The following is a 21,206-nucleotide window of genomic DNA, read 5'->3' on the forward strand; positions in this document are numbered from 1 at the left end:
GAATTATAATGGGAAAACGATTAATAATTCAAAGAAGAGGAAGAGGAACTCCTGCTCACCGTGTTGCTTCTCATCGTTTTAAAGATAAAATCAGATACAGGTCTTACGATGCATTAGAAAAAGAAGGTAGTATTAAAGGAATTGTTACTGATATTGTACACGATCCAGCAAGAACTGCTCCAATTGCAGAAGTAAAATTTGAAAATGGTGAAAAGAAATTTATCTTAGCACCTGAAAGCATTCAAATTGATGATGAAATTGAATGTGGTATTTCTGCTCCTATTAAATTTGGTAATACTTTACCTCTTGCTGAAATTCCAGAAGGAACTCCTATTTATGATATTGAAAACACTCCTGGAGACGGAGGTCGTTTTGTAAGATCATCTGGAACTTATGCTTCTTTAATTACTCATGATGCTAATCAATCTGTTGTAGAATTACCATCTGGTGAATTAAAATATCTTAACCCAAGATGCCGTGCAAGTATCGGTGTTGTAGCTGGAGGAGGAAGAAAAGAAAAACCATTCCTTAAAGCTGGTAACAGATGGCATGCTTACAAAGCTAAAGGTAAGAAATTCATGACTGTAAGAGGAGTAGCTATGAACGCTGTTGATCACCCTCACGGGGGAGGTAACAGGCAACATCCTGGTCGTCCAACTACTGTTTCAAGACATGCACCACCAGGAAGAAAAGTTGGTTCAATTGCAGCTAAAAGAACAGGATTAAAAAGATAGATAGAGGGTGTTTCATTGGCAAGAAAAATATTTAAATATAAAGGTTATACTCTTGAAGAATTACAAGACATGTCTTTAGAGGAAGTAATGGAATTATTCCCTGCAAGACAAAGAAGGTCTTTAAAAAGAGGATTTTTACCAAGACAACAAATTGTTTTGGATAAAATGAGAAAGTTAAATAAAGAAGGCAGCAAAGATGGTAGGCCTGTTGTAATCAGGACCCATTGTAGGGATATGATTGTTTTACCTGAAATGGTTGGAACAACTTTCGGTATTTACAATGGTCAAAACTTTGTTGAAGTTACAATCGAACCAGAAATGATTGGTTGTTACTTTGGTGAATTTGCACCAACAAGACAAAAAGTTCAACATGGAGACCCAGGTATGGGAGCTACAAGATCATCTATGTTTGTACCACTTAAATAGGGAGATTAGATCATGGCTAATAAATATGCTTATAATAAAGAAACTAATGAAGCAAAAACTGCACGTGCTATGGCAAAATCTCTTAAGATTTCTCCAAAACACTGTGTTGAAATTTGCAATGCAATAAGAGGAATGGAAGTAACTAAAGCTAAAAATTATTTAGAAGATGTTATTGATATGAAAAAATCTGTTCCTTTCAAAAGACACAACAGACAAGTTGGTCATAGAAAAGGACAAGAAGGATGGGCAGCAGGTAGATACCCTGTAAAAGCAGCAGAACAAGTATTAAAAGTTTTAGAAAATGCTGAAGCTAATGCTGAATACAAAGGTATGGACACTGAAAACTTATTCATTGAACATATCTCCAGCCACAGAGGAGTTGTACTTCCTGGAGTTATTCCAAGAGCATTCGGTAGGATGACCCCATTTAACACTCCAACTACTCATATTCAAATAGTATTACAGGAGGCTAACTAATGATAGAAAAAGATTTTGTCACTGAGGGCCTTAAAAGAACCAGAATTGATGAATACTTAGAAAAAGAACTTGAAAGAGCAGGATACGGGGGTATGGATGTTCAAATTACACCTTTAGGTACTATGGTCGTTGTTTATGCAGAAAGACCAGGTATGGTAATTGGTAGAGGTGGAAAAAACGTAAGGGCTATTACAAATACTCTTAAAAACGAATTTGGTTTAGATAATCCTCAAATTGAAGTTAAAGAAGTAAATGTTCCTGAACTCAACCCAAAAATCATGGCTTACAAAATAGCTAACATGTTACAAAGAGGTATGCATTTCAGAAGAGTTGCTTACTCTACTATTCGTAGAATTATGGGTGCTGGAGCTCAAGGTGTAGAAGTTACTATTTCTGGTAAAATCAGAGGTTCAAGATCTGCTGTAGCTAAATTTGTTGAAGGTTACATCAAAAAATGTGGTGAACCATCAATCAGATTAGTTGAAGAAGGATTTGCTACAGTTCAATTAAAACCAGGTGTACTTGGTATTTATGTAAGAATCATGCCTCCAGAAACTGTATTACCTGATTCAGTCGAAATCATCGAACCTAAAATAACTGAAGAAATCATCGAAGACGACGAAGTAGTTGAAGAACTTGATGATATTGATGAAATCGTTGAAGATGAAATTGTTGAAGAAGTAGAAGATCTCGATGAATTAGAAGAGATTGTTGAAGAGGAATCTGCTGAAGAAGCAAAAGAGGATAGTTAAATTATTAAAAATTTAATTATTTCAAAAGAGTTGGAACAATGGCGATTTTAAGAAGTAAAGAAATTTGGGACATGGAAGTTGATGAGATTCAAGATAAATTAGTTGAACTCAGAGCTGAATTATCCAAAAATGTTTCTAAAAGTGCAGCTGCTGGGGTAATTGAAAACCCAGGAAAAATTAGAGAATTGAAAAGAACAATTGCTCGTGTTCTTACAATATTGAATGAAAAACAGAAGGAGAATTAAATGTCAAAAATCTGTGATGTCTGTGGGCTTCCGGAAGAACTTTGTGTGTGTGAAGAGATTGCACGTGAAGTTCAAACTGTTAAAGTATTTACAGTAAGGAGAAGATTCGGAAAACTCATGACTATTATCGAAGTTATAGATGAACACGATATTGATATCAAAGAACTTACAAAAACTCTTAAAGCAAAATGTGCTTGTGGAGGTACTTCTAAAAACGGTCAAATAGAACTTCAAGGGGATCATAAAGTAAGAGTCAAAGAAGTTTTATCTGACATGGGTTTTTCATCAGATACAATAGAAATTCGTGAATCTAAGAAGAATAATAAAAAAAGAAGAAGGTAATTCATCTCTTCGATACATTTCAATAAAAATTTTATAATTTTTTGCTGATTACAGTTTTTTAAGAGATGCAAATATGATTACGGTAAATAATTTAGTCCATCATGAGTTCATAGGATTAAGTGTAAGTGTTACTAGTGTATCTAACAAGTCTCTTAGATTAAAAGGAACTGTTATTGATGAGACAAAGAATACCATTAAAATTGAAGTTGATGATGTTGAAAAAATAATTCCAAAAAAGGGTTCAATATTTATATTCGAACTTCCAACTGGAGAGAAAGTTGAAATTAATGGTAATATTTTGTCAATTCGTCCTGAAGATAGAATAAAAAAAAGATTTAAAAAAATATAAATACGGTGATAATATGGTTGGGCTTAATGTTCAAGAACCAGAAACTACATGTGATGATCCTAACTGCCCATTTCATGGAACTTTACCTTTAAGAGGTCAAGTTCTTGAAGGAATTGTAGTGAGTAACAAAGCAGAAAGGACCATTAGTGTTGAACGTAGTTACTATAAATTCATAAAAAAATATGAAAGATATGAAAAAAGAAAATCCAAAATTAACGTTCACAAGCCAGATTGCTTAAGTGTGAATGTTGGAGATTCTGTAAAAGTTGCAGAATGCAGACCATTAAGTAAAACTAAACATTTTGTTTTAGTTGAAGTAAAAGGAGAGTAATTGTTATGAAAGCATTAACATCAAATGTATCTAAAGCATTACCAATTGGAGCTACTCTCCAATGTGTAGACAATACCGGTGCACGTGAAATCCAAATTATATCTGTAAAAGGTTTCAAAGGTGTAAGGAGGAGATTAGATGTTGCTGGTGTTGGAGATTTAGTTGTTGCTTCTGTTAAAAAAGGAACTGCTGACATGAGAAGAGAAGTTGTAAACGCTGTTGTAATCAGACAAAAAAAGGAATACATGCGTGCTGATGGACTTCGTGTTAAATTTGAAGATAATGCAGCAGTTATCATCACTCCGGAAGGAATCTTAAAAGGATCTGAAGTAAGAGGTCCTGTTGCTAAAGAAGCAGCTGACAGATGGCCTAGTGTAGGTAGTGCAGCAAGTATTTTAGTATAGGTGAAAAAATGTCAAAACAACCAAGAAAACAAAGAAAAGCTCTTTACAATGCTCCTGCTCATGCACGTGGAAAACACATGAGCGCTACTTTAAGTAAAGACTTAAGAGCAGACATTGGTAAAAGGTCTTTACCTATTAGGAAAGGAGACAAAGTTCAAGTTCTCCGTGGAGATTTTAAAGGACATGAAGGTGCAGTTTTAGGTGTGGACTATGGTTCATACAAAATAACTATTGAAGAAGTAACTTTATCAAAACCTGACGGAACTGCAGTTTTCCTTCCAGTAGATCCATCTAACGTAATGATTATTGATGCAGATATGGATGACGATAGAAGAATTAAAAATGTAACAGGAGACAATTAAAATGGCTAAAATGGGATCTAGAAAACATTTAAAAACATACAAAGCACCAAAAACTTGGCCTATTCATCCTAAAGAAGATACCTGGACTGTCAAACCTTCAGCAGGTTCACATTCTATTGAGAATTCTTTATCTTTAACTTTAGTTATTAGAGATATTTTAAAATTAGCTGATAATTCTAGAGAAGCTAAAAGAATCATCAACTCAGGTAATGTTCTTGTAGATGGAAGAGTAATTAAAGATTATAAATTCCCAGTTGGTTTCATGGATATTATTGAAATCCCAAAAACTGGTGAAGTTTATAGGGTGCTTTTAGATAAAAAAGGAAGATTACAATTAAATAAAATTGAAGAAAACGATTCTAAATTATGTAAAATAGTTAATAAATCTACTATCAAAGGTGGAAAAATCCAAGTAAACCTTCATGATGGTAAAAACGTAATTATTGATGAAAATGATTACAATGTAGGAGATGTTATTGACTTAAAAGTACCTGATCACGAAATCAATGAAGTTTTCGAATTAAAAGAAGGTGCTTGTGTACTCATTACTGGTGGTAAACACACTGGTGAATTAGGTACCGTTTCTGAAATTATTGTAAACGAATCTTCTAATCCGAACACTATTCTTATTGAAAATAGTGCTAAAGATGAATTTTTAACTTTAAAAGATTATGCATTTGTAGTTGGTGAAGATGCACCAGCAATATCTTTATTGGAGGTTAATAAATGAATCCAATGAACGAAGTACAAATTTCTAAAGCTACTGTCAGCATTGGTGTCGGTGAAGCAGGTGAAAAATTATCCCGTGCTATTACCCTTTTAGAACAAATGTTCGATCAAACTCCAGTTAAAACATTTTCTAAAGTTACCAACCCTGAATTTGGTATTAGAAAACGTCAACCAATCGCATGTAAATTAACTTTACGTGGGGAAAAAGCTGATAAAGCTATTGAAATGGTTTTAGAAGGAATTAATAAAAATATCAAACCTACTCAATTTGATGCTCAAGGAAACCTTTCCTTCGGTATTAAAGAACATATTGATATTCCAGGTATGAAATATAATCCTGATATTGGTATTTTTGGTATGAATGTATCTGTTACTTTTGAAAAACCAGGTTACAGGATTGCTAAAAGAAGAATCCAACAAAAGAAAGTTCCAGCAAAACATAGAATTTCTAAAGAAGAAACTATGAAATACATGGAAGATAATTTTAATGTCAATTACGTGACTGAATAAATGTTAAGGTGATATTTTGCCAAGAAAATATGGAAAAGCTGCAAAAAAATGTACTCGTTGTGGAGACCACTCTGCTATGATTAGCAGGTACGGTCTTAGCTTATGCAGACAATGTTTTAGGGAAATAGCTCCTAAAATAGGTTTTAAAAAATATAATTAGAGGTGTTTTAATATGAGTCTCATGGATCCACTTGCTGATGCTTTAACTAATATTAGAAATAACGAATTACAAGTAAAAGACTCTTGTGTTATTTCACCTGCATCCAAATTAATTGGAGAAGTTTTAAGCACAATGCAAAAAGAAAATTACATTGGTAATTTTGAATATATTGATGATAACAGAGCAGGTCAATTCAAAGTAGAATTAGAAGGTAACATTAACAAATGTGGTGTTATTAAACCTCGTCATGCTGTTAAAAAAGATGAATTTGAGAAATTTGAAAAAAGATATTTGCCAGCAAAAAACTTTGGTATTTTAATCGTTACAACTCCTGAAGGAATTATGACTCATTATGAGGCAAAAGAAAGAGGAATTGGTGGACGTTTGTTGGCTTACATGTATTAGGTGATAAAATGGTAGTAGCTGCAGCTATAAGGGAAGAAATTGAAATCCCTGAAGGCGTTGAAGTTATAATTAATAATAATGAGGTCACTGTAAAAGGACCTAATGGAGAAGACTCCAGAAAATTCACATATCCTAATGTGGATATTAGTGAAGTTGAAAACAATGTTGTTTTAGAAACTTCATTCCCAAGAAAAAAAGATAAAGCAATGATTGGAACCACAAAAGCTCACATTAGTAATATGATTACTGGTGTTACTGACGGTTTCGAATATCATATGAAAATTGTATTTGCTCACTTTCCAATGACTGTGAAAGTAAACAAAGACATTGTAGTAATTGACAATTTCCTCGGGGAAAGACATCCAAGAACTGCTAAAATAGTAGGTAGTGCTAAAGTAGTAGTTAAAGGTGATGAGGTAACAATTACTGGTATCAATAAGGAACATGTTGGTCAAACCATGGCTAACTTAGAACAAGCAACTAAAATTAGGGGAAGAGATCCTAGAGTATTCCAAGATGGAATATATTTAATTAGCAAAGAATAAGGAATTGGTGATTAAATGGCTAATAAAAGATTTAAAAGACAAGAATATGCTCGTTATAAAAAACTTGGAATCAAATGGAGACGTCCTAGGGGTAAAACCAGTAAAATGAGAAGATATGAAGCAGGAAAACCTGATATGCCTGCTATCGGTTACAGAACTCCTAGAGCGGTTAGGGATTTACATCCTTCAGGTTATAATGATGTTCTTGTTCATAATATGATGGAATTAGAAGACTTAAACCCAGCTACTGATGCTGCAAGAATAAGTGCTTCTATTGGTAAAAGGAAAAAAGATTTGATGTTAGAAAAAGCATCAGAATTAGGTATTAAAGTTTTAAATAAATAAATATTATATTCACATTTATTCAAGTTGAATCAATTCCGGGTTTTATGAATTGATTTTTCTGATTTAAAGGGAATTTAGATTTTTATCTAAATTTATCAGCTATGCTGAAAATGGAGGATTATATATATGAATCTTACAACTCAAAAAAGATTAGCTGCTAGTATACTTAAAGTAGGACTCAATCGTGTATGGATTGATCCTGAAAGAATGGAAGAAGTATCCATGGCAATTACTAGGGAAGGTGTAAAGCAGTTAATAGATAATGGAGCTATTAAAGCTAAACCTCAAAAAGGTATTAGTAGCTACAGGTCTAAAAAATTAGCAGAACAAAAGAAAAAAGGAAAAAGGAAAGGTAGAGGTAGTGTAAAAGGAGCTAAAAAAGCTCGTAATCCTAAAAAACAAGAATGGATGACTACAATTAGAGCTTTAAGAAAAGATCTTAAAGACATGCGTGATGCAAACGAAATTGATGCTACTACATACCGTAAATTATATAAAATGGCTAAGGGTGGTGCTTTCAGAAGTAAATCTTACATGAAAACATATGCTCGTGACCATGATTTAATTAAATAGGAGGAATAAACGTGGCTCAAGGATCAAATTATAAAGTACCATTTAGAAGGAGAAGAGAAGGAAAAACTGATTACGCAGCTAGGATGAAATTAGTCGATTATGACAAATCTCGTTTAGTTGTAAGACTTTCTAATGCTCATGCAACTGTTCAAGTTATTGATTATGCTCCTGAAGGAGATATTACATTAGCATCTGCAGTAAGTAAACAATTAGCTAATTACGGTTATTTAGGTGGAGCAAGTAATACTTCTGCAGTATATTTAACTGCTTACCTTTGTGCTAAAAGAGCATTAGCTAAAGGTATTGACTCTGCAATTTTAGACATTGGTTTAAAATCTGCTATTAAAGGATCTAAAGTATTTGCAGCTCTTAAAGGTGCTGTAGATGCAGGTTTAGATATCCCTTATGGTGAAGCTGTTTTACCAGATGAATCCCGTATTAATGGAGAACATGTAGCAAACTATGCTGAGTCTTTAGATGATGATGAAATTGCAAAATTATTCTCAAAGTATTTAGAAAGAGGCCTTCAACCAGCAGATTTACCTAAAAACTTTGAAGAAACCAAAAAGAATATCGATGAGGCAGAGGAATAACTATGAGTTTTAATATAGATGAATGGGAACCTAAAACTAAAATGGGTAAATTAGTTAAAGAAGGAACCATTACAGATATTGATGAAATCTTTGAAAAAGGTCTTCCTATAATGGAATTAGAAATTGTAGATGCTTTAGTTCCAGATTTAGAAGAAGAAGTAATGGATGTTAACTTAGTTCAAAGAATGCACAAATCTGGTAGAAAAGTTAACTTCAGAGTAATTGTTGCTGTAGGTAACAAAAACGGTTATGTTGGATTAGGTCAAGGAAAAGCTAAAGAAGTAGGTCCAGCTATCAGAAAAGCTGTTGACAATGCTAAATACAACCTTATTAAAGTAAGAAGAGGTTGTGGAGATTGGGGTTGTGTTTGTGGTAAAGAACACACTGTACCTTTCAAAGTACAAGGTAAAGCAAGTAGTGTAAATGTTTCCCTTATGCCTGCACCTGCTGGAGTAGGTTTAGTAATTGGAGATGTTGGTAAAACAATCTTAAATCTTGCTGGTATTAAAGATGTATGGTCTCAATCTTTCGGTCAAACTCAAACTACTGTAAACTTTGCTAATGCTATATTTGATGCTTTAAAAACTTTAAGTGCAGTTAAAGCTAGTGAAGCTGACCTTAAGAAAATGGGAGTTAAATATTAGACGGTGATTAAATATGTTTTTAGTTATAAGAGTTAGAGGAACTACTGGTGTTATTAAAAACATCGCTGATACTTTAGACATGTTAAGACTTAACAGAATTAGCCATGCAGTTTTAGTTGAAGATACTCCAAGTTACAATGGTATGCTTCAAAAAGCTAAGGATTACATCACTTGGGGTGAAATTGATGCAGACCTTTTAGCTGAAATTATTGCTAAAAGAGGTAAATTCACAGGTAACAACAAAGTTACTGATGAATATGTAGCTGAAAATTCTGATTACAAAAATATTGAAGAATTGGCTAAAGCTGTAATTGCTGGCGAAGTTAAATTAATGGACTTAGATATTAAACCTGTATTCCGTTTACACCCTCCAAGGAAAGGATATGAAGACATCCGTCTTTCTGTTAAAGAAGGAGGATCCTTAGGTTACAGGGGAGAAAATATTAAAGATCTTGCAGAAAGAATGCTTTAGGTGTATAAGATGATTAGATCAAAACGTAAAATTAATAAACTCAGAGGTTCTAGATCCAACGGTGGAGGCTGTACCAAAAAATGTAGAGGTGCAGGTAACAAAGGTGGTAGAGGTAATGCAGGAGCTTCCAAACAACATTGGACTTGGACTGCAAAATTTGACCCAGACCATTATGGTAAACATGGTTTCAAAAGACCTCAAAAAATGATTAAAAAAACAAATCCTGTTAACTTAAGTTACTTGGAAGAGCAAGCTGATAAGTTAATTGAAAGTGGTAAAGCATCTAAAGATGGAGATTCCATTGTTATTGATGTTACTGAATTAGGTTATGATAAAGTTTTAGCTAAAGGTAAAATAACTAAATCTTTCATTATTTCAGCACCTCAATTTTCTGCTTCAGCTATTGAAAAAATTGAAGAAATGGGAGGAGAAGCTATCGAGTTATAGTTTCTTTTTTCTTTTTATTAGAGGAATAAAATGTCATCATTAAAAGTTTTAGAGCCATTATTTAGGTTTTTACCAGAAGTAAAATCTCCTGTGCATCATGAAGATTTTAATGAAAAACTTAAATGGACTGCTCTTATTTTGGTATTATACTTCATATTAACTGAAATACCATTATATGGTTTGAGTTCTGCAGCAGTGGACCAGTTTGCTCAATTAAGAGCAGTTATGGCGGGAAGTTTCGGTTCAATTTTAACATTAGGAATTGGGCCTATTGTAACTGCGTCAATTGTATTGCAATTATTAGTTGGTTCCAAATTGTTAGATTTAGATTTGTCTTCTCCAGAGGATAAATCCCAGTATCAGGCCACACAAAAAATATTATCCATAGTCTTCACAATGTTTGAAGCTGGTGTATTGGTATTGACAGGAAGTTTAGTACCAATTGATAATTCATATCTTGGTGTGTTATTCCTTCAACTTGTTATTGGAGCAATATTGATAATTTATCTTGATGAAGTTATCTCCAAATGGGGATTTGGTAGTGGTATTGGTTTATTTATTGCAGCTGGTGTTTGTGAAGCTATTCTTGTAGGTACCTTCAGTTTCATACCTGGATCTGACGGTATTTATGGTGGTGCAATTCCTGCATTTATCCAATCCTTCTGGTCAAGTTCTATTGACTTTTCAGTATTAATTCCATTAATTGCAACAGCAGCTGTATTCTTTGTTGTTGTATACGGTGAATCTATGAGAGTGGAAATTCCTATCTCTCATGGTTCAGTAAGAGGACATGGAAGAATTAGAGGGTCTGTTGGTAAATATCCATTAAAATTTGTATATGCAAGTAACATGCCTGTTATTTTAACCAGTGCATTACTTGTAAACGTTTCCCTTCTTGCAAGTGTCTTCCAAAAAATTGGTTACCCGATTTTCGGTGAAATTGTTAATGGTAAAGCTGTAAGCGGTATTGCATTATACTTATCTACACCAAATGATGTTAGTTTGTTAGTAACTGACCCTGTTCGTGTAATTATATATGCAATTTTCTTCTTGCTTTGTTCAATTTTATTCTCATATCTTTGGGTTGAAATTAGTGGATTAAATGCTAAGAAAATTTCAGAACAACTTTACAAGTCAGGTATTCAAATACCGGGTTTCAGAAGCAGTAAACGTCAATTATATAAAATATTGAAAAAATACATTCCAGCACTTACTATTATAAGTGGTCTTTATGTAGGTATAATTGCATTTTGTGCAGACTTAACTGGAGCATTAGGTGGAGGTACTGGTGTATTGCTTACTGTTGGTATTATACATAAAATATACGAGGAAATGGCTGAGGAACAACTCATGTCAGCAAATCCAGTACTCAGGAAATTTTTAGGAGGAGAATAATTATTCTTCTTCATCAATCTTTTTAAAAATGGGGGATTAAATTGAAATTGGTAGTATTAACAGGTATTCCAGGTTCTGGAAGTACCACTTTGCTTAATAAAGCACTTGAAGAAGTAGATTATATTCATTTAAATTATGGAGATATAATGACTGAAATCGCAATTGAAGAGAAAATTGTTGATGATAGAGATGCTTTAAGAAAATTATCTCCAGATGTTCAAAAAGAAATTCAAGAAAAAGCAGCAAAAAGAATTAAAGAAAGATCTGAAAATGAAAATATTATTGTAGATACTCATTGTACTATAAATACTCCATCTGGGTTTTTACCAGGTCTTCCAATTTGGGTTTTAAATGAATTGCAACCTAATCTTTTTGTCATGATTGAAGCTAATCCTGATGAAATTATTTACAGAAGATTAAATGATGATACTCGTTCTAGAGATATTGAAAGAGCAAAAGATATTCAATTACATCAAGAAATGAATAGGGCAGCATCTATGGCTTATGCTACATTAACTGGTGCTACCGTAAAAATTATTGAAAATCACGATAATCATTTACCTTCTACAGTTTCAAAATTAGTGGATGTTTTAAATAAATAGAGGAATTTCATGATTGACATATTTAACATGGTATTTGAGGCACTAAATGCAATATTCAGTCCATTGCTTGCTTTAGATCCGAATCCTCAAAATCCAGCATTAACTGTTTTGGTTATTGCATTCATTGTTTCATTAATAACTACAATAGCTAATAAATTATTAGTTGACCAAGACGAAATGAATGAAATACAACAGAAAATGAAAGACTACCAAAAAGAGGTTAGGGAAGCTCAAAAATCTGGTGACGGGAAGAAATTAGCTAAACTTCAAGCTCAACAAGCTGAAATTATGCAAAATCAAAGTAAGATGATGACTAATTCTTTCAAGCCGATGATTGTTACTTTTATTCCAATTATTTTGATATTCTTTTGGATGAGAGCTTCTCCAATTAGTGGTTTAGTTATCTCTATGCCTCCTGGTGCATTTTATGTATCATTAGCTCCAATTTGGCATTTTATTGGTAGTTTTATGTATGGAGGCCATTCTGTCGGATATAATATTGGATGGTTATTCTGGTATTTCATATGTACTTTTGGTATGAGTCAAATATTAAGGAAATTTTTAGGTTTCAAACAAGGATTTTAATTAATCCTTAACCTATGTATTTATTAATAATGAAAACAATATAGTATAATATTCTATTTTGAATACGCTATTACACAATTATTAAATTTATTATTTAAAATTAATTTAGGTGATTAAATGCCTGCAAACAGATATAGATCAAGATCATATAAAAGAGTTTATAAAAACACTCCTGGCGGAGAAAATGTTTTAAGATATAAAAAGAAAAAACCATCTAAGCATGTTTGTGCTGAATGTGGTAAATTATTACATGGAGTTCCACGTGGACGCCCATATGAAATTAACAAATTAGCAAAATCCCATAAAAGACCTAATCGTCCATATGGTGGGTATTTATGCTCAAGCTGTGCTCGTAAACATTTCAAAAACGAGGCTAGAAAATAATGATAATTACTGTTGGTGGACTGGCTGGAACTGGAACCACGACAACTGCAGAGCTGTTGTCTGAAAAATTGGATATTCCTTTTGTTTCTTCAGGCTCTATTTTTAGGGCTATGGCTAAAGAAAAAGGTATGTCTGTTCTTGAATTCAGTGAGTTTGCTGAAAGTAATGATAATATCGATAAAGAAATTGATAAAAGACAAGCTGAACTTGCTAAATCTTCAGAGAATTTAATATTGGAAGGAAGACTATCAGCTTATTTTGTTGAAGCTGATTTAAAACTTTGGTTAATGGCACCACTTGATGTTCGTGCTCAAAGGATTAGTCAAAGAGAATCTAAATCTGTTGATGTGGCTAAAAAAGAAATTAAAATTCGTGAAGAAAGTGAAGCTTTAAGATATTTAGATATTCATAACATAGATATTAGTAATTTAGATATCTATGACTTAATGATTAATACTGACAGTTTTGATCCTGAAAGTATAACAAAAATTATTCTAACAACATTAAAGGTGATATAATGGCAGCAATTGAAGTAGGAAGAGTTTGTGTTAAAACCGCTGGTAGAGAAGCTGGTGAAAAATGTGCAATCGTAGAAATCATCGATGAAAACTTCGTTGAAGTAATCGGTGAATCTGTTAAAAATAGAAGATGTAACATTGCTCATTTAGAACCAACTGCAGATTCTGTAGATGTTTCTGGTGATGCTGACTCTATTAAAGCAGCTTTAGCTGATTTATAAATGGATAATTAATTAAATTATTCATTACTTATTTTTATTTACTTATTTTTTTTATTTATTGATTTTTAGTGATTTTTCATGAAAGACTTTCTTACAAAATCCAAAAGTTTTACAAATCCTGAATACGGATGCGCTCCTGAAGAACGTGAAATTTCAGATTATATTTCTCATGGTGTTATTAATTTAGACAAACCCTCTGGACCAACTTCTCATGAAATTGATTCATGGGTAAAGCGTATTTTAAATTTGGAAAAATCAGGACACGGCGGAACTTTGGATCCAAAAGTTACAGGTGTTTTGCCTGTAGGGCTTGGAGATGCAACAAGAGCTATTCAACTTCTTTTAACAGCTCCTAAAGAATATGTTTGTGTAATGACTTTTCATCATGATGTGGATGAGGATAAAATTCGTGAAGTATTTAATGAGTTTACCGGTAAAATTTTCCAGCTTCCTCCAGTTAAATCAGCAGTTAAACGTGAATTAAGATCTCGTAATGTTTATTATTCCACCATCTATGAAATTAATGGTAGGGATGTTTTATTTAGGATAGGCTGTGAAGCTGGAACTTATGTTAGAACTTATTGTCATAATATAGGTGAAGCCATTGGTGTTGGTGCGCATATGGCGGAGCTTAGAAGAACACAGGTAGGTTCATTTACAGAAGATAATCATTTATCCACTCTTCAGGATGTTACTGACGCATATCATTTCTACAAAGAAGATGAAGATGAATCATTTTTAAGAAATGCTATTATGCCAATGGAGAGGGCTGCAGATTACCTGCCAAAAGTAGTTATTAAAGATTCTGCAGTTGATGCAATCTGTCATGGTGCTAACTTAGCCAGTGGCGGAATAGCTTATTTATCTGATAATATTCAAAAAAATTCCATAGTAGCTATTGAAACACTTAAAGGTGAACTGGTTGCTTCAGGTAATTCTTTATTTAGCAGTGATGAGATTTTAAATTTGGAATCCGGGTTTGCTGTTAATGTTTCTAAAGTTTTTATGAAAACAGATATTTATCCTAAAATGTGGAAATAACTTTTTAAACCTTTACTTTTTTTATTTTTAATTAAATTTACTTTTTTTTCTAAGAGTCAGATTAATAACTTTCAAATTACTTATATACATTAAATAAGAAAAATAAATGTAATTGAATGTATATATTGATTATTTGGTATTGAGGGATAATAAATGGTTATGGAGTGTCCAATATGTTCTAAAGTTTTAAATAATGAAGAAATTTGCCCATATTGTGGAACTAATATTAATGAGGATATTTTTGTTGATTTTACATCATTTCAAAAACTTAAAAATTCATTTTCAGGTACTTTCGGTAAAGGTTTGTCTAAAAGCGATAAAAAAGATTTAAATGAATTTTTATTAAATAATGAAAGCAAAATAGCTGATTTTATAAGTAAATATCAGAGTTCTTTTGAAAATTTGGTTTTGGATATTCCAGCTATTAAGGAAGAAAATAAGTCTATTTATGAAATGATTTGTAAATTAACTGATTATTTTGAAGAAAAGAAGTTTAATTTATCTATAAATCAAAGAAAGTCTTGTTATACATTTAAAAGAATTTATGATGAATTAGCAGATATTATTCCTAAAAAGAATAATGAATACTGTATTAATACATTTGACAGCATTAAATTAAATTTAGAAAAGTTAAATGATTTTTTTTCAGTTTCAATTCCTAATGAACGCATTTCTAAAGATAAATTATCTTATAAAAATCAGTTTAAAGATAATTATGATTTAATTAAGCCAATTAAAGATTATGCTTTAAATAATTCAGATGTTTTTAATGAATTTCAGGAGGAAATTATATCTAATTTTATTTCAAATTTCGATAACTTTAACCAGAATGTAGATGATTTAAACAATAATTATGATATGGACCAAAAGTTAAATTTAATAATAAAATTATCTTCTGAAATTTCAAGGTCCAATAATCTTGATGAGCTTCTAAAAGAAAAAGAAAATTATAAAGGGCTTTATAATTTAGCTATTGAAATGCTTGATGATAATGAGTCATTTTATTATTTAAAAAATAAGATTGAACTTAACAGAAATAATTTACACAATTTCAAAAAGGCTTATAAAAAATTAAACAGTAAAATAAAATTGCTTCGATCTGAAAATTGGATTAAAGATAATTTTAACATATTGGAATCTATAAAAAATTATGAAACTAAATTTCCTAAAGAGTTTATAGATAATTTTAAATTTAAAGAATTATGCTCTGATTTTAAAATGGTCCTAGTTAATGTAGATTGTATCCTGAATAATGATATTAATATTAGCAATCAATATAAAAATTTATTAAATGATTTTATAAAATATTATATGAAATTTCCATATATTGTTGAAGAATCTAATTGTTATTTTAAAATTAATAGTAAAACAGCTAATTTTAACAATATTAAACATTTCAAATCAGAAATTTTGCATAAATTTGAAAATAATTTATCGTTTAAGTATGATTGTATAAAAAATGATTATGAATTATTGGATAATAAACTTGATGATGCCATATATGTTGATGATAATTGGAGTAATTTAGTTTATTTCAATGGCTTAAAAAAGTCTTCCAGTATAAAAATAACTGACAAAAAGAGTTTTGAGAAAAAATATGCTGATTTGAATGAAAAAGTTATTAATGTTCAGGAGTTTATAACTGATGATAATAAAATAGACATTGATGATTTTATTTTTAATTTTTCACATATTGCAGAGTATATTGATGAAATTAATTTTCATTATGAGTTAAATTCATATCTGATTAAAATTAATAAAATTGAGCAGGTTTGTGAGTTAGATGATCTTGTAAATCAGCTATTGGAATTTAAGGAAGCTTATATTTATTCAAAAGATGCAATTGCCAATTTTTCAAAATGGTTATCTAAAAAGAATGAAGAAATATTGATTGATTTTATAGATTATTATGATTCTTTAGATGCTAAGATTCAAGAGAAGAGGAAAGAACAGATTAAGAAGTGGTTGAATGATAATAGAAGTGATTTTGTTAGGTTTAATGCTTTGAGGGATTCTGAGATTACTGGTCATCTTGATGCTGATGTAATTAGGGAAGATTATAAGCAGTTGTATGGTGTCTGTCTTGATTTAAATTGGGATTTACTTGATATTGATGATTTTAAGTTAGTTAATGAATTTAAATCTAATTATGAGGGTATTGATGCTATTGTTTCTTATTTGAATAATCGTTTTGATATTAAAGATTTTTTAGGTTCTGTTTCTGGTTTTGTTTTAGGTAGTTCTGTTGATGTTTTGGAAAAGCAGAAGGAAGATTTTAAAGTTTTCTTTGATAAATGTGATTCTTTTGTTTCACGTGTTAGTGATGATTTGTTAGAGTCTGAAAAAGTTAAGATTAATGAGTTTAAGGATGTTTATTCTTCTATTGATGGTAAAATTTATAAAATTAAAGTTCATAACTGGTTGGATTTTAATAAAAATAAATTAGCAGATTTTAATAATGAAATGAGTGAAGAAATTTCTGCTTTTATTTTGGATGATGATGTTGAAGATTTAAAAAAGCAAACTGAAGGTTTGTATAATAAGATTGTTGAATTTAGAGATAATTGTCCTTTTTTATCTCAGGATGAGGTTGTGTCTTCTTTTGTTTATAATTTTGAAAATTTAGATGATATAATTGCTGATAAGAATTGTAAATTTAGGATTAAACAAATTTTAAACGAAGTAAATAAGAGAGATTTTGAAAATGGTTCTCCTGAGTTTTTGGAAAAACAAAAAGAGCTGTTTTCTAAGTATTATGTTATTTCCAAAAGAATCATTGATTCATTTGATGATAAAATTACTGATTCTCAAAAAGATGAATTTTTAAAGTTTATTGAAGAATATGGTAATTTAGATAATGAAATTTGTAATTTGAGAATAGCTTCTTTTTTTAATAAACATTTAAAAGAAATTAATGAATTTATTCTGTTTACAAAAGGAACTAAAAAATATGAAATTTCTGATAGGAACAGAGATGATTGTAAAAAAGGGGTTAATTATCTTTATGATATTCTTTTAAAAATTAGAGATGTTTTTAACCAAAATCCCAATATTAAACAAAATAGGAAAAATTTAACATTGGAATTCATTGAAATATATGAAAATTTCGAGAATATAGTTCAAAGAATTAATTATCAGACATGGTTTTCTAATAATTTAAATGATATTAACAATTTCATAGGTATAAAATCTAAAACTATCACTTCTTATATATTTGAAGAAGAAAAAGACACTTTAAAAGCATCTGAAGACTGTTATAATAAATTAAATGAAATAGTTGATTTTCATAATAATGTATTTCCATCAAATCTTGATTTAGATATTATATGTGAATTTATTGAGGATTATGATAATTATGATGATATAATTACCAGATTAAATGTTGAGTTTTTCTTTAAGGATAATTATGAAATTATTTTGTGGGGTGCATCTTTGAATAATGTTAATCCTTTTTATTTTATAAAAAATGAAGAAAAGGAAAGGTATAAAATATCTATTCAAAAAATTTATTCAAATTTAACTAAAGTTAAACAGTATTGTGTCAAAAAACATATTTTCAGCGATGATAAACTTGATTTGATGGAAGATGTTATCAGAAACTATGAGAATATTGATGATTTGGTAATTAGATGGAATGTAAGTTACTATTTAAATGCTGTTGTTAAAAAATTTGCTAAAATCGGAGAATATGCTCCGGATAATTATTTTTCTCATAACTGGAAAGAGAAATTGTTGCTTTGGCATAAAAACGCAATTCCTAAAGTTAAAAAATTTAAAGAAGATTATGCAGAATACATTTCTTCAGAAGATGAAAAATTTTTTGAAAAATTTTATAATAAACCTCAAACTTTTGAAATGGACACTAAACAAGCTAATGAATTGTATATAAATCAGGAATTAAACGACAACTCTGATTTATTTGATGATTTAGATGGAAAATCATTAGATTCTCAACAAAGAAACGCTATTGTTGTTGATGAAGATGCAGTAAGAGTTATTGCAGGTGCTGGAAGCGGTAAGACATTTACAATTCAAGGTAAAGTTAGATATTTAACTGAAAAAAGAGATGTTGATCCTAGTGAGATTTTAGCAATTTCATTTTCCAATGCATCTGTTAATGATTTGGAAGAAAGAATTGCTGAACCGATTGATATTAAAACATTTCATAAAGTTGGAAAAGATATTTTAACACAGTATAATCAGTATTCTAGACAGGATACTTCTGCTCTTAAACGTATTATTAAAAGATATTTAACTAAAAAAGCATTGAAAAGTGAGGATATAAGTAAAAAGTTAATTGAATTTTTCAGTTTTTATATAAATGTCCCTCCATCTGAAGAGGATATTAAATATGAAGGGGATTTGCTTGACTGGCAGGAAGGAGTAGATTTCTCAACATTAAAAAGACGGTTTAAAAATAAACAGAGGGAAACATTAAACAATGAGATTGTAAGAAGTTATGAAGAGTTATATATAGCTAATTTCCTGTTTATTCATGGAATTAATTATACTTATGAAAAGATTTATTCATATCCTAATAAAAACTTTGAAAGAGAATTTAATAAATTTAAAGAATTTTTATTTTCTTTTGATGAAGAGATTCCTGATGAATTAAAAAATGATATTGCAAAGGGTTTGCTTAATTTAACAGATATCTGTGAGGAATATGAAATTAAAGATTATTTTCCTGATTTTTACTTGAATGATTATAATATTTATATAGAACATTTTGGATTAAACCGTAACTGTGAAAATCATTTAATTGGTGGAAAATCATCTGAAGAATACGTTAAAGAAATGGAATGGAAAAGGAAAGTACATAAAAAATATGAAACTACTTTAATTGAAACTTTTTCATATTATCAATCAGAAAACAGATTGTTAACACGTTTGGCAGAAAAATTACAAGCTCAAGGTGTTGAATTTAATGAAATTGATTATAGGCAAGTTTATGCAATATTATTGGAAAATAAAACTATAAAAGAATGGGAAGATTTCATTGTATTGTTAAAGACATTTATTGAGTTATTTAAAGGAAACAATTATGATGGAGATAAATTTAAAGAATTCTATGAATATGTTGATGGATTTAAAAGTAGTTTTTCAAAAGATAGGACAATAGCATTTTTAAAAATTGTTGAAGAGATTTACAATGACTATGAAGCATATTTATTAAAAATTAAAAAAATTGATTTTAATGATATGATTAATAAAGCTAGTGATTGTATTGTGAAAAATGGGTTGAATTTACCTTATAAATATATAATTGTTGATGAATATCAGGACACTTCATTTACTAGATATAATTTGTTAAGAAATATCTGTGATAATATTGGTGCCAAGATAATGGTTGTAGGTGATGATTGGCAATCTATTTACAGTTTCAGCGGTTGTGATGTAAATATTTTTACCAAATTTGATAATTTCTTTGATGTTTGTGAAACCCGATATGTTGAAAAAACATACAGGAATTCTCAACAGTTAATTGATGCTTCAAGTAACTTTGTAATGAAAAATCCCGATCAATCTAGAAAGGAATTAAAATCTTCTAAATCATTGGAATGTCCAATTAAAATTGTTAAGTTTGATAATGATTTTGATGAAATATTAAAATTCGAATTGATAATAAAAAATATCATAAATCAATCAAAGTTTGAAAACAAAAAGATTCTGATTTTAGGTAGGAATAATAAGGACATATTTAATTTGCTGAAGAATTTCAATGTAAAAAATGAAGACGGAAAAAGAAAATTTGAAATTTTGGGAGATGAAGATAAATTAAGAAGAGATAAATTTGTAAAAATTGTTTATAGGTATAATCCGGATGTTAACATTGAATATCGTACTGTTCATCAGTCTAAAGGTTTAGAATGTGATAATGTAATTTTGATAAATTTGAAAAATTGGAAGGCAGGTTTTCCAAATAAAATGGTTGATGATCCTGTTTTAAATTTTGTTAAAAGGAATGGGGATTCTTTTAGTTATGCTGAAGAAAGAAGATTGTTTTATGTTGCATTAACTAGAACAAAAAACAATGTTTATCTGTTAGCTCCTTATTTTAAAAGTTCTGTTTTCATTCAGGAGCTGGAAAATGATGTAAATGTTGAATTGCTTAATTTGGAAAATAATAAGCTTGAAACTCTTAAAAATATTGAAAAAAATGGTGAACGTTATGCGATTCCAACTAAATTAAAATGTCCTGTTTGTAAAACAGGTATAGTTTTGCTGGAATCTTTTTGGAATAATGGTAAACTTAATAGGGTCCTTAAATGTTCTCATAATATGGCACCTCCATTTAATCGATGTAATTGGAAAGGGGGTTATTATGGAAGTGAACTTAAGGATTTAGATGATATAAAACATTGTCCGAACTGTGATGGAATACTTATAAAACGTCGCAGACATAGTGACGGGCATCCATTTTTAGGATGTACAAATTTTAAAGAAACAGGATGTAGGGGAAAAAGTAAACTTGAGTATATTGGTAAAAACTGTCCTAAGTGTAGTAAACCTCTTGTAAAAAGGCATAATGGTGAAGATAATAGTTTATTTATAGGGTGCAGTGGTTTTCCTAAATGTAGACACACAGAACCATTTGAAGAAAAATAGATGGGA

Annotated in this window: 29 protein-coding genes; all 29 read left to right on the forward strand. The window is 30.3% G+C overall.

Annotation, left to right across the window (positions count from 1 at the left end):
• Positions 1–8 precede the first annotated feature (8 nt).
• Positions 9–734 carry a 50S ribosomal protein L2 gene (locus K4897_RS07715; protein ID WP_004033206.1) on the forward strand — a complete coding sequence of 242 codons (726 nt, stop codon included), beginning with the start codon at positions 9–11 and terminating at the stop codon, positions 732–734.
• 15 nt (positions 735–749) lie between these two features.
• Positions 750–1,160, forward strand: coding sequence for a 30S ribosomal protein S19 (gene rpsS / locus K4897_RS07720; protein ID WP_004033209.1), 411 nt, complete (start codon positions 750–752; stop codon positions 1,158–1,160).
• 12 nt (positions 1,161–1,172) lie between these two features.
• Positions 1,173–1,637, forward strand: coding sequence for a 50S ribosomal protein L22 (locus K4897_RS07725; protein ID WP_004033210.1), 465 nt, complete (start codon positions 1,173–1,175; stop codon positions 1,635–1,637).
• The gene (locus K4897_RS07730; protein ID WP_250415926.1) at positions 1,637–2,389 is read left to right on the forward strand and encodes a 30S ribosomal protein S3; all 753 of its coding nucleotides are present in this window, start codon (positions 1,637–1,639) and stop codon (positions 2,387–2,389) included. Before K4897_RS07725 ends, K4897_RS07730 begins: the two co-directional genes overlap by 1 nt.
• Positions 2,390–2,427: 38 nt before the next feature.
• Positions 2,428–2,634: a 50S ribosomal protein L29 gene (rpmC, locus tag K4897_RS07735; RefSeq protein WP_004033214.1), complete on the forward strand. Its 207-nt coding sequence runs from the start codon at positions 2,428–2,430 to the stop codon at positions 2,632–2,634.
• Positions 2,635–2,976, forward strand: coding sequence for a stress response translation initiation inhibitor YciH (gene yciH / locus K4897_RS07740; protein ID WP_250415928.1), 342 nt, complete (start codon positions 2,635–2,637; stop codon positions 2,974–2,976).
• A gap of 73 nt (positions 2,977–3,049) precedes the next feature.
• Positions 3,050–3,325, forward strand: a complete 276-nt coding sequence (gene rnp1 / locus K4897_RS07745) for a ribonuclease P protein component 1 (RefSeq protein ID WP_019266552.1) — start codon at positions 3,050–3,052, stop codon at positions 3,323–3,325.
• Positions 3,326–3,338: 13 nt separating this feature from the next.
• Complete coding sequence (locus K4897_RS07750; RefSeq protein WP_004033219.1) at positions 3,339–3,656, forward strand: 30S ribosomal protein S17; 318 nt, start codon at positions 3,339–3,341, stop codon at positions 3,654–3,656.
• A 5-nt stretch (positions 3,657–3,661) separates the two neighbouring features.
• Complete coding sequence (locus K4897_RS07755; RefSeq protein ID WP_004033220.1) at positions 3,662–4,060, forward strand: 50S ribosomal protein L14; 399 nt, start codon at positions 3,662–3,664, stop codon at positions 4,058–4,060.
• 8 nt (positions 4,061–4,068) lie between these two features.
• Positions 4,069–4,422 carry a 50S ribosomal protein L24 gene (gene rplX / locus K4897_RS07760; protein WP_004033221.1) on the forward strand — a complete coding sequence of 118 codons (354 nt, stop codon included), beginning with the start codon at positions 4,069–4,071 and terminating at the stop codon, positions 4,420–4,422.
• A 1-nt stretch (position 4,423) separates the two neighbouring features.
• Positions 4,424–5,152, forward strand: coding sequence for a 30S ribosomal protein S4e (locus K4897_RS07765; protein WP_244371155.1), 729 nt, complete (start codon positions 4,424–4,426; stop codon positions 5,150–5,152).
• Positions 5,149–5,661 carry a 50S ribosomal protein L5 gene (locus tag K4897_RS07770; protein WP_004033223.1) on the forward strand — a complete coding sequence of 171 codons (513 nt, stop codon included), beginning with the start codon at positions 5,149–5,151 and terminating at the stop codon, positions 5,659–5,661. The genes K4897_RS07765 and K4897_RS07770 overlap by 4 nt, the downstream gene beginning before the upstream one ends.
• Positions 5,662–5,677: 16 nt before the next feature.
• On the forward strand, positions 5,678–5,821 hold the full coding sequence (locus tag K4897_RS07775) for a 30S ribosomal protein S14 (protein ID WP_004033224.1): 144 nt from the start codon (positions 5,678–5,680) through the stop codon (positions 5,819–5,821).
• 12 nt (positions 5,822–5,833) lie between these two features.
• Positions 5,834–6,226, forward strand: a complete 393-nt coding sequence (locus K4897_RS07780) for a 30S ribosomal protein S8 (RefSeq protein WP_004033225.1) — start codon at positions 5,834–5,836, stop codon at positions 6,224–6,226.
• A gap of 8 nt (positions 6,227–6,234) precedes the next feature.
• Positions 6,235–6,771, forward strand: coding sequence for a 50S ribosomal protein L6 (locus K4897_RS07785; protein ID WP_019266551.1), 537 nt, complete (start codon positions 6,235–6,237; stop codon positions 6,769–6,771).
• Between the two features lie 15 nt (positions 6,772–6,786).
• On the forward strand, positions 6,787–7,116 hold the full coding sequence (locus tag K4897_RS07790; RefSeq protein WP_019264647.1) for a 50S ribosomal protein L32e: 330 nt from the start codon (positions 6,787–6,789) through the stop codon (positions 7,114–7,116).
• 126 nt (positions 7,117–7,242) lie between these two features.
• Positions 7,243–7,689, forward strand: a complete 447-nt coding sequence (locus K4897_RS07795) for a 50S ribosomal protein L19e (RefSeq protein ID WP_019264646.1) — start codon at positions 7,243–7,245, stop codon at positions 7,687–7,689.
• Positions 7,690–7,700: 11 nt separating this feature from the next.
• Positions 7,701–8,282, forward strand: a complete 582-nt coding sequence (locus tag K4897_RS07800) for a 50S ribosomal protein L18 (protein ID WP_019264645.1) — start codon at positions 7,701–7,703, stop codon at positions 8,280–8,282.
• A gap of 2 nt (positions 8,283–8,284) precedes the next feature.
• Positions 8,285–8,926, forward strand: coding sequence for a 30S ribosomal protein S5 (gene rpsE, locus K4897_RS07805; RefSeq protein WP_019264644.1), 642 nt, complete (start codon positions 8,285–8,287; stop codon positions 8,924–8,926).
• A 13-nt stretch (positions 8,927–8,939) separates the two neighbouring features.
• A complete protein-coding gene (locus K4897_RS07810) occupies positions 8,940–9,398 on the forward strand; it encodes a 50S ribosomal protein L30 (protein ID WP_019266550.1) in 459 nt (152 codons plus the stop codon).
• A 9-nt stretch (positions 9,399–9,407) separates the two neighbouring features.
• Complete coding sequence (locus K4897_RS07815; RefSeq protein ID WP_250415930.1) at positions 9,408–9,845, forward strand: uL15m family ribosomal protein; 438 nt, start codon at positions 9,408–9,410, stop codon at positions 9,843–9,845.
• Positions 9,846–9,875: 30 nt separating this feature from the next.
• Positions 9,876–11,240: a preprotein translocase subunit SecY gene (secY, locus tag K4897_RS07820; RefSeq protein ID WP_019264641.1), complete on the forward strand. Its 1,365-nt coding sequence runs from the start codon at positions 9,876–9,878 to the stop codon at positions 11,238–11,240.
• A 41-nt stretch (positions 11,241–11,281) separates the two neighbouring features.
• A complete protein-coding gene (locus K4897_RS07825; RefSeq protein WP_019264640.1) occupies positions 11,282–11,842 on the forward strand; it encodes an adenylate kinase in 561 nt (186 codons plus the stop codon).
• 9 nt (positions 11,843–11,851) lie between these two features.
• Complete coding sequence (locus K4897_RS07830; RefSeq protein ID WP_004033244.1) at positions 11,852–12,427, forward strand: DUF106 domain-containing protein; 576 nt, start codon at positions 11,852–11,854, stop codon at positions 12,425–12,427.
• Positions 12,428–12,544: 117 nt separating this feature from the next.
• Positions 12,545–12,811, forward strand: a complete 267-nt coding sequence (locus tag K4897_RS07835) for a 50S ribosomal protein L34e (protein ID WP_004033246.1) — start codon at positions 12,545–12,547, stop codon at positions 12,809–12,811.
• Positions 12,811–13,329: a (d)CMP kinase gene (cmk, locus tag K4897_RS07840; protein WP_019264639.1), complete on the forward strand. Its 519-nt coding sequence runs from the start codon at positions 12,811–12,813 to the stop codon at positions 13,327–13,329. The genes K4897_RS07835 and cmk overlap by 1 nt, the downstream gene beginning before the upstream one ends.
• The gene (locus K4897_RS07845; RefSeq protein ID WP_004033248.1) at positions 13,329–13,550 is read left to right on the forward strand and encodes a 50S ribosomal protein L14e; all 222 of its coding nucleotides are present in this window, start codon (positions 13,329–13,331) and stop codon (positions 13,548–13,550) included. Before cmk ends, K4897_RS07845 begins: the two co-directional genes overlap by 1 nt.
• Positions 13,551–13,628: 78 nt before the next feature.
• A complete protein-coding gene (locus tag K4897_RS07850) occupies positions 13,629–14,591 on the forward strand; it encodes an RNA-guided pseudouridylation complex pseudouridine synthase subunit Cbf5 (protein ID WP_250415932.1) in 963 nt (320 codons plus the stop codon).
• Positions 14,592–14,744: 153 nt separating this feature from the next.
• Positions 14,745–21,200: a UvrD-helicase domain-containing protein gene (locus K4897_RS07855; RefSeq protein WP_250415933.1), complete on the forward strand. Its 6,456-nt coding sequence runs from the start codon at positions 14,745–14,747 to the stop codon at positions 21,198–21,200.
• Positions 21,201–21,206: the final 6 nt, after the last annotated feature.

It is taken from the genome of Methanobrevibacter sp. TLL-48-HuF1 (genome assembly GCF_023617305.1).
Classification (GTDB): domain Archaea; phylum Methanobacteriota; class Methanobacteria; order Methanobacteriales; family Methanobacteriaceae; genus Methanocatella; species Methanocatella intestini.

Coding starts and splice junctions, on each gene's coding strand:
- K4897_RS07715 (WP_004033206.1), top strand. CDS start 9: ATGGGAAAACGATTAATAATTCAAAGAAGAGGAAGAGGAACTCCTGCT.
- K4897_RS07725 (WP_004033210.1), top strand. CDS start 1,173: ATGGCTAATAAATATGCTTATAATAAAGAAACTAATGAAGCAAAAACT.
- K4897_RS07730 (WP_250415926.1), top strand. CDS start 1,637: ATGATAGAAAAAGATTTTGTCACTGAGGGCCTTAAAAGAACCAGAATT.
- rpmC (WP_004033214.1), top strand. CDS start 2,428: ATGGCGATTTTAAGAAGTAAAGAAATTTGGGACATGGAAGTTGATGAG.
- yciH (WP_250415928.1), top strand. CDS start 2,635: ATGTCAAAAATCTGTGATGTCTGTGGGCTTCCGGAAGAACTTTGTGTG.
- rnp1 (WP_019266552.1), top strand. CDS start 3,050: ATGATTACGGTAAATAATTTAGTCCATCATGAGTTCATAGGATTAAGT.
- K4897_RS07750 (WP_004033219.1), top strand. CDS start 3,339: ATGGTTGGGCTTAATGTTCAAGAACCAGAAACTACATGTGATGATCCT.
- K4897_RS07755 (WP_004033220.1), top strand. CDS start 3,662: ATGAAAGCATTAACATCAAATGTATCTAAAGCATTACCAATTGGAGCT.
- rplX (WP_004033221.1), top strand. CDS start 4,069: ATGTCAAAACAACCAAGAAAACAAAGAAAAGCTCTTTACAATGCTCCT.
- K4897_RS07765 (WP_244371155.1), top strand. CDS start 4,424: ATGGCTAAAATGGGATCTAGAAAACATTTAAAAACATACAAAGCACCA.
- K4897_RS07770 (WP_004033223.1), top strand. CDS start 5,149: ATGAATCCAATGAACGAAGTACAAATTTCTAAAGCTACTGTCAGCATT.
- K4897_RS07780 (WP_004033225.1), top strand. CDS start 5,834: ATGAGTCTCATGGATCCACTTGCTGATGCTTTAACTAATATTAGAAAT.
- K4897_RS07785 (WP_019266551.1), top strand. CDS start 6,235: ATGGTAGTAGCTGCAGCTATAAGGGAAGAAATTGAAATCCCTGAAGGC.
- K4897_RS07790 (WP_019264647.1), top strand. CDS start 6,787: ATGGCTAATAAAAGATTTAAAAGACAAGAATATGCTCGTTATAAAAAA.
- K4897_RS07795 (WP_019264646.1), top strand. CDS start 7,243: ATGAATCTTACAACTCAAAAAAGATTAGCTGCTAGTATACTTAAAGTA.
- rpsE (WP_019264644.1), top strand. CDS start 8,285: ATGAGTTTTAATATAGATGAATGGGAACCTAAAACTAAAATGGGTAAA.
- K4897_RS07810 (WP_019266550.1), top strand. CDS start 8,940: ATGTTTTTAGTTATAAGAGTTAGAGGAACTACTGGTGTTATTAAAAAC.
- K4897_RS07815 (WP_250415930.1), top strand. CDS start 9,408: ATGATTAGATCAAAACGTAAAATTAATAAACTCAGAGGTTCTAGATCC.
- secY (WP_019264641.1), top strand. CDS start 9,876: ATGTCATCATTAAAAGTTTTAGAGCCATTATTTAGGTTTTTACCAGAA.
- K4897_RS07830 (WP_004033244.1), top strand. CDS start 11,852: ATGATTGACATATTTAACATGGTATTTGAGGCACTAAATGCAATATTC.
- K4897_RS07835 (WP_004033246.1), top strand. CDS start 12,545: ATGCCTGCAAACAGATATAGATCAAGATCATATAAAAGAGTTTATAAA.
- cmk (WP_019264639.1), top strand. CDS start 12,811: ATGATAATTACTGTTGGTGGACTGGCTGGAACTGGAACCACGACAACT.
- K4897_RS07845 (WP_004033248.1), top strand. CDS start 13,329: ATGGCAGCAATTGAAGTAGGAAGAGTTTGTGTTAAAACCGCTGGTAGA.
- K4897_RS07850 (WP_250415932.1), top strand. CDS start 13,629: ATGAAAGACTTTCTTACAAAATCCAAAAGTTTTACAAATCCTGAATAC.
- K4897_RS07855 (WP_250415933.1), top strand. CDS start 14,745: ATGGTTATGGAGTGTCCAATATGTTCTAAAGTTTTAAATAATGAAGAA.